A 12,567-nucleotide genomic window follows, 5' to 3' on the forward strand; every position below is an offset into this window, starting at 1 on the left:
GCGCTCGGTAGGAGCCGATTCATCGGCGATGCCCTTCCGGGCGGACGATCGTCCCGTCAGTCGGACCCCTTGCCCCCACCCCCGATGTTGGCGGTGATGCCCGAAGGCATCGGCAAGTCCATCAGGTTCGAGGCGGCCACGGCCCGGTCGATGGTGATGTGGCCCAGCGTGCTCATCGCGGCGAAGAATCGCCACGGGTCGCCATTGCCCACGCCCAGCGCGATATGGGTCGAATCGAATCGTCGCTGTGCGGAGTCGAAGCTGATCCACCGGCCGTCGATGAAGGCCTGCGTCCAGGCATGGGGAACGAACACCCGCGATACACCGCCCATGCGCTCGACATAGACGATGCCGGTGACCACGCGGGCCGGGATGCCCATCGATCGCGCCAGGGCGGTCAGCAGTACCGCGTGTTCGGTGCAGTCGCCGTTCCGGCTTTCCATGGTCTCCAGCGCGGAGGCGTAGCCGACGTCGAGGCCTTTCCTCGAGATGTAATCGGAGATGTACGAACGAAGCCGGCGCATGCGCTGGAGATCGCTGGTCGCGTCGCCGGTGATCTGTTTTGCGAACGCGCGAATCTGCGGCGAATCCGACTGCACCCAGGCATTCGGTGCGGTGTCTTCGGGAGAAGGCGCGGCCTCGTGGTCCGTCATGCGGCCGAAACCGACGTCGATGATGTAGACGCCGTCGCCTATCGAGTTCACGCGTTGCTCGTCGGTTTCGACGAAGGGCTGTGGGTAGTTGCCGCGAACCGTGACGGTATAACGGACCGGGGCGGCGCGCAGGCCCATCACCATCGGCCGCGGGGACTGGATCATGGCCGCGCGAAGCAGGTCCACGTCCTGGTCGGGCGCCTTCGCGCAGGCTTCGCTACAGGCGGCCATTTCCAGACGGAACCCGAGTAGTGGCGAGATGCCACGACGGATGTATCCCTGGTTGTCGACCCAGATGTCCACGCTGTGGTCCCCCGTGGCACCGACCAGTGACTCACGCAGGTGATGGACCGTCTCGCGGCGGTCGTCGGGCATGTCGACCACCTCGTCACCGATCACGACAACCTCGACGTTGGCGACCTGCTGCTTCACGGCGTCGAAGTTGCGGATCTGGTAGGTCGTACCCGGCTTGAAGCCATGGGCAACCATGGACAGGCGCTGCCCTTCGGCCAGCGAGGCGCCAGTCGGCCAGATCAGCAGGTTGACCTTCGACTGGCCACCCACGGTATTGGCGACCTGGAAGGCGCCGTCATCGCGCACCTCACCCTGCACGAGATTCTGCTGCGACGACATGTTAGTACTGGCATAGAACGCCAGCGGGGCGCCCAGCGGGGATTCGACGGTCTTGATCCGGGTCTGGAGCAGGATCGGCGTGTGCACGCGAGTGAGGCGGAAATTGAGCACCTGGGTGGTGGTCACCTTGTCGCCCGCCAGATCGCGGTCGATTTCCAGGTTGCCCACCTTGCGACCGTCGAGGAGAACGGTCATCCAGCGCTGATCCGCCAGGGCCGAGGTGGCGGTCAGACACAGCAGTACGGCGACGGCGGCAAGACGACGTCTCATGAGCGTACTTCCGGATTGTTGGGGACACCTTCATAACAGCACTTTCGTGGCCGGAGTCAAGTACCCCATTGGTCGTGGTCAGGCCCGGTAGAATGGGGGCTTCGACCCCCTCCCGGACCCGCCCCATGACCTCCTTTGGCACACCGCATTCCCATAACGCCCTCAAGGTGCTTCTGCTGGGGTCCGGCGAGCTCGGCAAGGAGGTCGCCATCGAGCTCCAGCGCTTCGCCGTCGAGGTGATCGCCGTGGACCGCTACCCGAACGCACCGGCGATGCAGGTGGCGCATCGCAGCCACGTTATTGACATGCTGGACGGCGCTGCGCTGCGCAAGCTCATCGAGGAAGAGAAGCCGCACCTGGTCGTTCCCGAGATCGAGGCGATCCACACGCAGACCCTCATCGAGATGGAGAAAGAAGGCCTCAAGGTCGTTCCCACCGCGAAAGCCGCGTGGCTGACGATGGATCGCGAAGGCATTCGCCGTCTCGCGGCGGAGACGCTGGGACTGCCGACCTCACCCTACCGGTTCTGCGACACGCGCGAGGAATTTCTCGACGCCATCGCCGTGCTCGGCACGCCGTGTGTGGTCAAGCCGGTGATGAGCTCCTCAGGCAAAGGCCAGAGCGTCGTGCGCAAGCCGGACGATGCGGACGACGCGTGGGAGTACGCGCAGTCGGGTGGCCGCGCCGGTCGCGGCCGCGTCATCGTCGAGGGCTTCATCGACTTCGATTACGAGATCACCCTGCTCACCGTGCGCCATCGTGACGGCGTGTCGTTCTGCGCGCCGATTGGCCATCGCCAGGAGGAGGGCGACTATCGCGAATCGTGGCAGCCGCAGCCGATGAGCGATGCCGCGTGTGCATCCGCCGAACGCCAGGCCGACACGATCACGGCCGCCCTGGGTGGCTGGGGCGTGTTCGGCGTGGAATTCTTCGTGCGCGGCGACGAGGTCATCTTCTCCGAGGTGAGCCCGCGCCCCCACGACACCGGTCTGGTCACCCTGATCTCGCAGGATCTTTCCGAGTTCGCCTTGCACGCCCGCGCCATCCTCGGTCTGCCCGTGCCCGAGATTCACGCCTTTGCCCCGGCGGCCTCCTGCGCCGTGCTCGTTGAAGGCGAGGGTGCGGCACCGACCTACCACGGCATCGCCGACGCCCTGGCCGAGACCGGCACGATGTTGCGCATCTTCGGTAAGCCGGAAGTGCGTGGACGCCGGCGCATGGCGGTGACGCTCGCCAGGGGTGCGACGGTCGAGGAGGCGCTGGAGAAGGCCAAGCGCGCGGCGAGCCGCATCCGCGTCGAGCTTTGAACGGGCGTTCACACCCCGATGTTAAGCTGCTGCGCTCCTAGGGAAGATGCCTGACCGATGAGCGGACGCCGAGACTCGAACGACCACGAACCCCGCGGGCGAACCGAACCGACCCTCGGTCGGCTCGACGACCTGGACAAGCCGGCACCGCCGGTCGACGACGGCTTGCCTCATTTCGTCGTCGACGAGCCGCGTCGCCGCACGGGTGGCCCCACGCCGCCACCGCCACGGCGTGCGCGCAAACGCGGCTGGCTGATTCCCGTGCTGGTGCTGGTGCTGATTGGTGCGGCCACCGGCCTGTACCTGCAGCAGGACCGCTTGCGCAACCTCGTCCCCAGCACTGAATTGAACGACGTACTGACCCAGGCGAACCAGGCGCTCGACGCCGGCAAGCTCGACGGCACGCAGGGCGACAGTGCGCGTGAGTTGTTCGAAAAGGCGCGCGACCAGCAACCGGACAGCGACCAGGCTCGCGACGGCCTGCGCCGGGTGGGGCAGGCGGAGATCGCCCGCGCCGACCAGGCACTTTCCGCCGGTCGGCTCGACGAAGCGGACGCCGCGCTCGGCGTGGCGAGGGAGTTGCTGGGTGGCGGTAACGATGTCGAGCAGCTCAGCGCTCGCCTGTCCCAGGCGCGCAATCCGCAGGGCCATACCGAGTCCCTGGTCGACCAGGCGCAGCAGGCGTTCGCTGCAGGCAAACTCGATGGCGACGACGGTGCGGGTGCCCTCTACCGTCGCGTCCTCGACGCGGACAAATCCAATGCCGTCGCCGCGCGGGGCCTGGACAAGGTCGGCGACGCGCTCGCAACGCAGGCGCGCCAGGCCATTGCGGACAACGACAGGCCGAAGGCCAACGCGCTGGTCGATCGCATCGCGATCCTCGTGCCGGGCTACGGCGATCTGCCGTCGTTGCGCGCGTCGCTGGCGGAAAACCGCAAGCAGGACGACCAGGCGATCACCGCCCTCATTCAGCAGGGTAACGACGCCATGCGCGCCGGCCGGTTCACCGGTGACGGCGACGACAACGCGCTCGCACGTTTCCGTGCCGTGCTCGCGACCGATCCCGACAACGCCGACGCCAAGGCCGGTCTTGGACAGGTCGCGCAGGCGCTGATCGTGCAGGCCAATGCCGCGCTCGACAGCGAAGACGATGCGCAGGCCTCGCGTCTGCTCGACCAGGCTGCCAAGCTTGCGCCGAAATCCGCTGAACTCGCCGCCGCACGCGCACGCATCGGCGGCGGTGACGCCAAGGGCGTCAAGCGCGGCACGTCATCCGACGCGGTCGCCACGACAGGAAATGGCGATACCGCCGAGGCCTCGCTGGCGGTCAGTCCGGAGCAGAAGGCGAAGGTCGCCGCGCTGGTCGGTCGTGCCCAGGCCGCCGTGACGCGCGGCGACATCATGGACCCGCCCGGAGACAGCGCCTACGACCTGTATCGCAATGCGCTGGCGATCGATGGCAACGACCCGGCCGCTCGTGCCGGCTTGCAGGGCTTGCCCGGGCAGGTCGAGAAACTCATGCAGCAGGCCGTTGCCAACGGCAACGTGAAGCGTGCGGAGGACCTCTACGCCACGCTTTCGGATCTCGCACCCGGTGATGCGTCGCAAGGCGAAATGCGCCACCGCCTCGGCAGTGCGTGGATCGACAGCGCCCTCCAGCGTTCATCGCAAGGCGACCGCCAGGGCGCCTTCCAGGCCCTCGATCGCGCACGCCATTACGCGCCGGACGATCCGCGCCTCCAGGGCGCCTACGAGCGCATCGCGACGGGGCGATGAGCGAACGCATGCAGATTCTCGTTATTGGCGCATCGAGTCAGATCGGCCACTTTCTCCTGCCTCGCCTTGCGGCTGCCGGCGAAGACGTACTCGCGATGAGCCGGACGTCCCGGAGCGATCACCCCGACTGGCTCGTCGGTCATCTTCCGGATGGCATGCCTTCGCTGCCGCCGTTAAAGGCGATTGTCTGCCTTGGTCCCGTGAACTGGATGGCGCACTGGTTGTCGCTCACGCGGCTGCCGGGTACGCCACATGTCCTGGCGACATCGTCCATGAGTGCGGAGACCAAACGCGATTCCGCGAACGCCGATGAGCGCGAGCTGTCGCGAACGCTGCGCGACGCCGAGACGCAACTCAGCACGACATGCGCCTCACGAGGCATGCCGTGGACGATTTTCCGGCCGACCCTCATCTATGGCGCCGGTCTGGACAAGAGCCTCACCCCCGTGGTCCAGGGAGCCCTCCGCCGCCACGTCTTTCCGCTGCCGGCAGGGCGGGGGCAACGGCAGCCGGTCCACGCCGACGACATCGCCGCGGCCATCGTGGCCGCCCTGGCGCTGCCGGCGGGCCGTAACCAGACGTTCTCGATCGGTGGCGGCGAACGGCTCAGTGCCGCCGAAATGTTCCGCCGGGCACGCCGTACGGCCGGGTCGGTGACCCTGCCGTTGCCGATTCCGCGCTTTATCCTGAACGTGGCGACCCTTGTTTCGCCGGCGATGCGCGGGCCCATTCACCGACTCGATAGCGACCTGATCGCCGACAATCGCCCCCTGGAAGCCGCTCTGGACATTCATCCGCGCGACTTTTCGCCACGACCCGAGACCTGGCAGGTGGCGTCCTGATCGTCGGGGTCATCGCTTCGCCAGCATTCGTTCAGATGAGCGCCGGGGCTGTGCCCCTATCATCCGGCTACGTCTCTTTCCCCAGGACCTCCCCGCGTTGGCTTTCCTGAATCGTCTTGGCTCCCTCCTGCGTGCCAGCTGGCCCTGGCTGCGCATTCCCTTCTGGCTCGTGATGGGCCTGGTGTTCGGTTTCCTCCTGCCGTACACGCTGATCCTCAATGCGCGCCTGCAGGATCGCTTCAACGACTTGGTGTTCGCGGTGCCGACCCGCGTCTATGCGCGGCCGCTCCCGCTGGAACCGGGGCGTGCGATGACGCCTGCGGCGCTGGAACTTGAGCTCACGTTTGCCGGCTACACCACCGAAGGCGGCGGCAAGGTCCAGGGCAGCTACTCGAAGAGCGGTTCACGCTTCCTCATCGCCTCGCGAGGCTATTCGGGTCCCGATGGCGGCGAGCTGCCGCATCGCATCCGGGTCACCCTCGCCAACGGCCAGGTGGGTCAGGTCGTCGACGATACGAACGACAAGCCGATCAAGAGCATCCACCTCGACCCCGCCCGCATCGCCACGCTGTATGGCGCGCAGCAGGAAGAGCGCCGCATCGTGCGCCTCGAGAACGTGCCGCCGCTGTTGGTGCAGGGCTTGCAGGCCGTAGAGGATCGCGACTTCAACCATCACATCGGCATCGATTTCTCCGCGATCGCGCGTGCGTCGCTGGCCAATCTCCGCGCCGGTCATGCGGTGCAGGGCGGCTCGACGCTGACCCAGCAGCTGGTGCGCAACCTGTTCCTCGACCGCAGCCAGAACATGCTGCGCAAGGTGAACGAGGCCATCCTTTCGGTGTTGATGGAGGCGCACTACTCGAAGGGACGCATTCTCGAGGCTTACGTCAACGAGGTCTTCCTCGGCCAGCAGGGCAGCCAGGCCGTGCACGGTTTTGCCGCCGGCGGCGAGTTCTTCTTCGGCCGTCGCCTCGAAGACCTGCGTCCGCAGGAAATCGCCATGCTTGTCGGTCTGGTCAAAGGGCCGAGCTATTACGATCCCCGCCGTTACCCGGACCGCGCGCTATCGCGCCGCAACCTCGTGCTGCAGCAGTTCCACGACACCGGCCTGCTCGACGACGCCCAGCTGAAGGCGGCGCAGGCCACGCCACTGGGCATCGCCGAGAACGCGCAGCTTCCGCACAATCGCTTCCCCGCCTTCATGCAGCTGGTTCGTGCGCAGATCACCAACGACTTCGACGAAGCCGCCCTGCGCGACGGCAGCCTGAGCATCTTCACCACGCTCGACCCGGCCGCCCAGCTGTACACCGAGCAGGCCATCCTGACGACGGCCAAATCGCTCGGTAAGCGCGGTGCGGCCGCCCAGGCAGCGGCCGTGGTGACCGATACCACCACGGGCAGCGTGTTGGCCGTGGTCGGCTCGCGCGATCCGGGCGACCAGGGCTTCAATCGCGCGCTGGACGCCCGCCGCTCGATCGGCTCGCTGGTAAAGCCGCTGGTGTATCTGGTGGCATGGGCGCAGCCGTCGAAGTGGTCGCTTGCCACGATCGTCGAGGACACGCCGATCAACATGACCCAGCCGGACGGCAAGCCCTGGACCCCGCAGAACGACGATCGCGAGATTCACGGCGAGGTGCCGATGCTCGACGCCCTGGTGCATTCGTGGAACCTGGCGACGGTCCACCTGGGCATGCAGGTCGGCGTCCCGCGGATCAAGGGCTTCCTCGAATCGTTCGGTCTCGAGGATGTCAATCCGAGTCCGTCGCTGCTGCTTGGTGCGATCGACCTTTCACCGTTCCAGGTGGCCCAACTCTACGAATACATTGCTGCCGACGGCCATGCCTTGCCCTTGGTGGCTGTGAGCGGCGTGATGGACAACAAGGGCCAGGCGATCAAGCGCTACGAAGTGAAGGGTGGCGAAGGCGAGTACCAACAGGCCAYGCGCCTGACCACGTGGGCCATGCAGCAGGTGGTCAACAGCGGCACCGCTGCCGCCATCGGCAACTCCTCACTGGGCTCGCTCCACGCGGCCGGTAAAACGGGTACCAGCGATAGCCAGCGCGACAGCTGGTTCGCCGGCTTCACGGGCGAGCACCTGGCCGTGATCTGGATGGGCCGCGACGATAACAAGCCAACCGGGCTTTACGGCGCCACCGGCAGCATGCGCGTGTGGCAGGAGTTGTTCCGCAAGCTGCCGACCCGGCCACTACCCACAACCTTGGCCGATGGCCTCGAAATGGCCTGGGTGAACCCGCAGACAGGCAAGCGCACCGACCCCTCCTGCCAGGGCGCCCGGCAGTTCCCGTTCGTGTCCGGTTACGTGCCGGATGCCGAGGAGGGCTGTTTCTGGCAGCAATTCAAGGGTATGTTCGGCGGCGGTGACGCCCAGCCGGCGCCGCCCGTTCCCAGTAATCCTACGGATTGACCCATGCATCGCCTTCGCTTTTGTGCCATCGCCGCCGTCGCGCTCGTCGCCGCCTGCAGCCAGCCCGCCCCGCCGCAGGCTACCCGTCCCAGCAAACCCGCCTACGACATCGTCGCCCAGATCCGCGCTGCGGGTGAGCGCGAGAAGTCGGCGATCGAAGTCGCTCCCTTACGCGATCCTGGCGTGCAGGGCCTGGAAAAGTCCGCCCAGGCGGATGAACAGGCCGGTCGCTACCCGGACGCGGATGCCAAGCTCGTGCAGGCCCTGAAGATGGCGCCCGAGGCGCCGGAACTGATCCAGGACCGCGCTGAAGTGGCCGTCCGCATGCAGGATTTCCCGCTCGCCGAGAAGCTGGCGAAGCAGTCGTTCGAGATGGGCCCGAAGTCGGGCAGCCTCTGCGCGCGCAACTGGCAGACCATTTACGAAATGCGCATGCAGGCGAATGACCAGAGCCAGGCGATGGCAGCTCGGGCTGAAGTGGGGAAATGTCATATTGCGGGGCCCAATCGGTTTTAAGGGATTGGCCTGACCGGGGCCGCCATCGGCGGTTCGCGGCTGCGCCGCGCATGTCTTTATTCGCCGATGAATCGGCTCCTACCGAGCCGGAGCGATCCCCWGCTCGGGTGGTAGGAGCCGATTCATCGGCGATCCGCGCGGCAGCGCGGCCAGCCAGCCTCAGGCGGCCAGCCAGCCTCAGCCCGCGCGAATCGCCCGTCCGTGCTCATGCACGGTATCCACGAGCACCTTCACGTTGTCCGGGTCCACTTCCGGCGTAATCCCGTGACCGAGATTGAACACGTGGCCGGGGTGATTGCCGAACGCATCGAGCACCGCGCGGGCCTCGCGCGCCACGACGTCCGGCGAGGCGCGTAGCACCGACGGGTCGAGGTTACCCTGCAGGGCCACGCGGTCGCCGACGCGACGGCGGGCTTCGCCGATGTCGATCGTCCAGTCGACGCCCAGACCCGTGCAGCCGGTGTCGGCGAGCGCTTCGAGCTGGCCGCTGGCGCCCTTGGAGAACAGGATCACCGGCAGTTCGCGGCTGACCGGATCGGCCTTCAGTGCATCCACCACCTGCGCCATGTAACGCAGGGAGAATTCCCTGAAGGGCGTTGGGCCGAGCAGACCGCCCCAGGTGTCGAAAATCATCAGTGCCTGAGCGCCGGCGTGGGCCTGCGCGATCAGGTAGGCCGCGACGGAGCGGGCGACGGTGTCGAGCAGGTGGTGGGCGAGTGCGGGCTCGTTCCAGGCCAGCGCCTTGACCCGCGCAAAATCCTTCGAGCCTTCGCCTTCCACCATGTAGCAGGCGAGTGTCCACGGGCTGCCGGAGAAGCCGATCAGCGGCACGCGGCCGCCCAGTTCCTTGCGGATCAGGCGGACGGCGTCCATCACGTAGCGAAGCTCGCCATCCATGTCGGGCACGGCGAGTTTTTCGATCGAAGCGGCATCGCGCAACGGGCGCTCGAAGCGCGGGCCTTCGCCTTGCGCGAACGAGAGGCCGAGGCCCATCGCATCGGGAATCGTCAGGATGTCCGAGAACAGGATCGCCGCATCGAGATCGAAGCGCTCGAGTGGCTGCAGGGTGACCTCGCAGGCGTACTCGGGGTTCGTCGCCAGGCCCATGAAACTGCCTGCCTTCGAGCGCGTGGCCCGGTATTCCGGCAGGTAGCGGCCTGCCTGGCGCATCACCCAGATCGGCGTGGTGTCGGTGGTTTCACGGCGAAGCGCGCGGAGAAAACGATCGTTGCGGAGCGTGTCAGCGGCCATGCGCTGACTCCTGGCCCTGGCTGAACATGACTTTGAACCCTTTTTTTATCTGTGCGTCGCGCGCCTTCTCGAAGGCGGCTTGCGCGGCATCGCGCTCGAGGTAGACCTCACGCTTCAGCGTCGTCTTGCCACCCTGGACGCCGCTCTCGCGGTACAGGGTCCAGCCACCGAGGAGATCCTGCTCCAACGTGATCTGGAAAAAGCGGGGCGCTTCCGTCACCGCTTCGGGCATGGTTTGCATGTAGATCCGCATCAAACGATCCGGGCTGGCGCAGGGCCGATCATTGTAGGTGGTCGCCCCGGGGTACGCACGATATGCGTCAATCCAGCACGGCGAGCACATCGGCGTCATGCACGCCGGAAACGATCTCCGCACGGCCGATACCGCGCCAGAGGATCAGGCGCAGCGTGCCCGCGGTGTTCTTCTTGTCCAGGCGCATCAGGTCGAGCAGGCGGCTGGCGGCGTGCTCCCGCGATGGCGTCGTGGGAAGGCCCAGGCCCTCCAGCAGTCGGGTGAGTCGCTGCGTATCGGCGGCGGGCGCCATGCCGAGCTTCTCCGACAAGCGGGCGGCAAGCACCATACCGATCGCCACGCCTTCGCCGTGAAGAATCTCGCTGTAATTACCGGCGGTTTCCAGGGCATGGCCAAAGGTGTGGCCGAGGTTGAGCAGCGCGCGCTCGCCCTGTTCGGTTTCGTCACGGGCTACCACGCCGGCCTTGTAGCGACACTTACGCGCGATGGCCTCGATCAGGATGGCGGGCTCGCGTCGGGCCAGCGCGTCGGCATGGGTTTCCAGCCATTCGAAGAAGGCCGGATCGCCGATGGCGGCACCCTTGACGATTTCCGCCAGACCGGCGCGGTATTCGCGCTGGGGCAGGGTGGCCAGGACATCCACGTCGGCGACGACGGCGCGCGGCTGGTGGAAGGCCCCGGCGAGATTCTTGCCCGCGGGCAGGTTCACGCCCGTCTTGCCGCCGACCGATGAATCGACCATGGCAAGCAGGGTGGTGGGTACCTGGATGAAGTCGATGCCACGCATCCAGCAGGCGGCGGCAAAGCCGGCGAGATCGCCGACCACGCCGCCACCGAGGGCGATGACACAGGCGTCGCGTGTGGCGCCGAGCTCACCGAGCGCTTCGAGGACACGACCGACGTTGGCAAAGGTCTTGTGAGCCTCGCCGTCATCGATCAGGTAGGACGACCAGGTGAGGCCCTCGAGGCCTTTGGCCAGCGCGGAAAGATAGAGCGGCGCGACGGTGGTGTTGCTGACCACCAGCACGTGCCGACCCCGAATCCTCGCACGCCAGCGGGCGCTATCGGCAATGAGGCCAGGGCCGATCCAGACGCTGTAATCGCGTCCGGCGAGTGCGACATCGACGGTTTCCATCAGCTGCGTTTCCAGTGGCGGTCGAGCAGGGCGATTGCCCGCGGGGCGGCATCGTCGACTCCTTCGTGGCGGCCACGAAAGATCAGGTCGGCGATCTCCTCATAAAGGTGATTGCGGTCGTGCGCGAGGTTTTCCAGCCGGCCCCGGCGGTCGCTACCGGCAATCATCGGGCGGATGCGATCGTGCTGCAGACGGTCGAGCTGTTCGTCCACGTCGACGCCGAGCATGAGCACGGTACCCCGGCTCATCAGCGCCTCACGGTTGGCGGGATCGAGCACGGCGCCGGCGCCGGTGGCGAGCACGATGCCGTTGCGCAGACTAAACTCGTCCAGGTGCGCGCACTCGCGCGCCCGGAAACCCGCCTCGCCTTCGCTTTCGAAGATCGCGGGGATCGTCATGCCGCAGCGTGCCTCGATTTCAACGTCGAGGTCGACGAACGTCAGGCCATAGTGCGCCGCAAGGCGCTGTCCGATCGTGGTCTTGCCGGCCCCCGTGGGGCCGACCAGGAACAGGTTGGGCGAAGGATTCATCACACCCATGCTAGCAATAAGCCATCCGCAGAAGAACGAGACCGTGCTGATCGCCGGCGCCGGCGACGTCGGCAGCCGCGTGGCCCGGCGCCTCGTGGCGCAGGGAAAACAGGTGTTTGCGCTGCGCCGTGGCCAGATGCCACCCGATCCGGCGATTCGTTGGCTGCGCGGCGACCTCACCCGTCCGGACACCTTGCGTGGCCTTCCGAAGGTCGACGCGGTGGTCTTCGCGCCGACGCCGGATGCACGCGATGAGGCGGCGTATCGCGCCGTGTTCCTCGATGGGCTCCGCCATCTGGTCGAAGCGCTGCCGGCGCCGCCCGGTCGCACGCTCTTCGTCTCTTCGACCGCCGTCTACGGTGAGCACGCCGGCGACTGGGTCGACGAAACGACGCCGACGGATCCGCCAGGCTTCAACGGACGTGTGCTGGTCGAGGCCGAGCAGTGGCTGGCATCGCGTGATCTGGGCGGGATGTCATTGCGGCTCGCCGGGCTTTACGGCCCCGGCCGCACGCAATTGCTCGACCGGCTTCGCGAAGGCAAAGTTTCCGTGCCGCGCGGTCGCAGCGTCTTCGCCAATCGGATTCACGTGGACGACGCGGCTGCGGCGATTGCGCATCTACTGTCGCTGGATGCGCCCGAGTCGCTGTACGTCGGCGTCGACGATACGCCGCTGCCTGTCGATGAACTCTATGACTACCTCGCCGGCCTGCTCGGCGCGGCACCTCCCCCCGAGGGGCCATCCGCCCCAGGTGTCGGCAACAAGCGCATGTCGAATGCGCGCCTTCGCGCGTCGGGGTTCCAGTGCCGCTGGCCGGATGCGCGGATGGGGTATGCCGCGCTTATTTGATGTTGGGCATTTGAAAGGATTGCCGCTTCGCGACGCATGTCTTAGCGGCGTTTGCCGCCTCACGCTCGTGCTGTCGTTGGAGTCGCGGTCGGGTTGGCCCTTGGGGCCGCGGCGCGGCTCTTCGAG

General features: G+C 66.8%; 11 protein-coding genes. 6 read left to right on the top strand and 5 right to left on the bottom strand.

The window, feature by feature from the left end; genetic code table 11:
- Positions 1-56: 56 nt before the first annotated feature.
- Positions 57-1,556, bottom strand: coding sequence for a transglutaminase-like domain-containing protein (locus tag AC1DSN_RS10980; protein WP_477296565.1), 1,500 nt, complete (start codon positions 1,554-1,556; stop codon positions 57-59).
- A 125-nt stretch (positions 1,557-1,681) separates the two neighbouring features.
- Between AC1DSN_RS10980 and purT the strand changes: the two genes are divergently transcribed.
- The 5 genes from purT to AC1DSN_RS11005 all read left to right on the top strand — a co-directional run bounded on the left by purT (position 1,682) and on the right by AC1DSN_RS11005 (position 8,422).
- Positions 1,682-2,863 (top strand): formate-dependent phosphoribosylglycinamide formyltransferase, encoded by a 1,182-nt coding sequence (gene purT / locus AC1DSN_RS10985; RefSeq protein ID WP_477330684.1) that lies wholly within the window; start codon positions 1,682-1,684, stop codon positions 2,861-2,863.
- A 57-nt stretch (positions 2,864-2,920) separates the two neighbouring features.
- Entirely contained in the window at positions 2,921-4,639 is a 1,719-nt protein-coding gene (locus AC1DSN_RS10990; RefSeq protein WP_477296567.1) for a hypothetical protein, read from the top strand.
- Between the two features lie 8 nt (positions 4,640-4,647).
- Positions 4,648-5,481, top strand: coding sequence for an SDR family oxidoreductase (locus AC1DSN_RS10995; protein WP_477296568.1), 834 nt, complete (start codon positions 4,648-4,650; stop codon positions 5,479-5,481).
- Positions 5,482-5,578: 97 nt separating this feature from the next.
- Entirely contained in the window at positions 5,579-7,906 is a 2,328-nt protein-coding gene (gene mrcB / locus AC1DSN_RS11000; protein WP_477330686.1) for a penicillin-binding protein 1B, read from the top strand.
- Positions 7,907-7,909: 3 nt separating this feature from the next.
- Positions 7,910-8,422 (top strand): tetratricopeptide repeat protein, encoded by a 513-nt coding sequence (locus tag AC1DSN_RS11005; protein WP_063572578.1) that lies wholly within the window; start codon positions 7,910-7,912, stop codon positions 8,420-8,422.
- 177 nt (positions 8,423-8,599) lie between these two features.
- Here AC1DSN_RS11005 and hemE read toward each other — a convergent pair whose 3' ends face one another.
- The 4 genes from hemE to AC1DSN_RS11025 form a co-directional block, all read right to left on the bottom strand.
- Positions 8,600-9,673, bottom strand: a complete 1,074-nt coding sequence (gene hemE / locus AC1DSN_RS11010) for a uroporphyrinogen decarboxylase (RefSeq protein ID WP_477297195.1) — start codon at positions 9,671-9,673, stop codon at positions 8,600-8,602.
- Positions 9,663-9,926 (bottom strand): WGR domain-containing protein, encoded by a 264-nt coding sequence (locus AC1DSN_RS11015; protein ID WP_063574064.1) that lies wholly within the window; start codon positions 9,924-9,926, stop codon positions 9,663-9,665. The genes hemE and AC1DSN_RS11015 overlap by 11 nt, the downstream gene beginning before the upstream one ends.
- Before the next feature lie 67 nt (positions 9,927-9,993).
- Positions 9,994-11,061, bottom strand: coding sequence for a 3-dehydroquinate synthase (gene aroB / locus AC1DSN_RS11020; RefSeq protein ID WP_477297197.1), 1,068 nt, complete (start codon positions 11,059-11,061; stop codon positions 9,994-9,996).
- On the bottom strand, positions 11,061-11,591 hold the full coding sequence (locus tag AC1DSN_RS11025) for a shikimate kinase (RefSeq protein ID WP_213947792.1): 531 nt from the start codon (positions 11,589-11,591) through the stop codon (positions 11,061-11,063). The genes aroB and AC1DSN_RS11025 overlap by 1 nt, the downstream gene beginning before the upstream one ends.
- 7 nt (positions 11,592-11,598) lie before the next feature.
- On the opposite strand from AC1DSN_RS11025, the gene AC1DSN_RS11030 reads away from it, so the two are divergent.
- On the top strand, positions 11,599-12,441 hold the full coding sequence (locus tag AC1DSN_RS11030) for an SDR family oxidoreductase (protein WP_477297198.1): 843 nt from the start codon (positions 11,599-11,601) through the stop codon (positions 12,439-12,441).
- The last annotated feature ends 126 nt before the right edge of the window (positions 12,442-12,567 follow it).

This window comes from Luteibacter sp. P4_D7_3 (assembly GCF_056401735.1).

What these genes read in the sequence shown, in the direction of transcription:
- AC1DSN_RS10980 (WP_477296565.1), bottom strand. Translation starts at nt 1,556, where the DNA reads ATGAGACGTCGTCTTGCCGCCGTCGCCGTACTGCTGTGTCTGACCGCC.
- purT (WP_477330684.1), top strand. Translation starts at nt 1,682, where the DNA reads ATGACCTCCTTTGGCACACCGCATTCCCATAACGCCCTCAAGGTGCTT.
- AC1DSN_RS10990 (WP_477296567.1), top strand. Translation starts at nt 2,921, where the DNA reads ATGAGCGGACGCCGAGACTCGAACGACCACGAACCCCGCGGGCGAACC.
- AC1DSN_RS10995 (WP_477296568.1), top strand. Translation starts at nt 4,648, where the DNA reads ATGCAGATTCTCGTTATTGGCGCATCGAGTCAGATCGGCCACTTTCTC.
- AC1DSN_RS11005 (WP_063572578.1), top strand. Translation starts at nt 7,910, where the DNA reads ATGCATCGCCTTCGCTTTTGTGCCATCGCCGCCGTCGCGCTCGTCGCC.
- hemE (WP_477297195.1), bottom strand. Translation starts at nt 9,673, where the DNA reads ATGGCCGCTGACACGCTCCGCAACGATCGTTTTCTCCGCGCGCTTCGC.
- AC1DSN_RS11015 (WP_063574064.1), bottom strand. Translation starts at nt 9,926, where the DNA reads ATGCGGATCTACATGCAAACCATGCCCGAAGCGGTGACGGAAGCGCCC.
- aroB (WP_477297197.1), bottom strand. Translation starts at nt 11,061, where the DNA reads ATGGAAACCGTCGATGTCGCACTCGCCGGACGCGATTACAGCGTCTGG.
- AC1DSN_RS11025 (WP_213947792.1), bottom strand. Translation starts at nt 11,591, where the DNA reads ATGAATCCTTCGCCCAACCTGTTCCTGGTCGGCCCCACGGGGGCCGGC.
- AC1DSN_RS11030 (WP_477297198.1), top strand. Translation starts at nt 11,599, where the DNA reads ATGCTAGCAATAAGCCATCCGCAGAAGAACGAGACCGTGCTGATCGCC.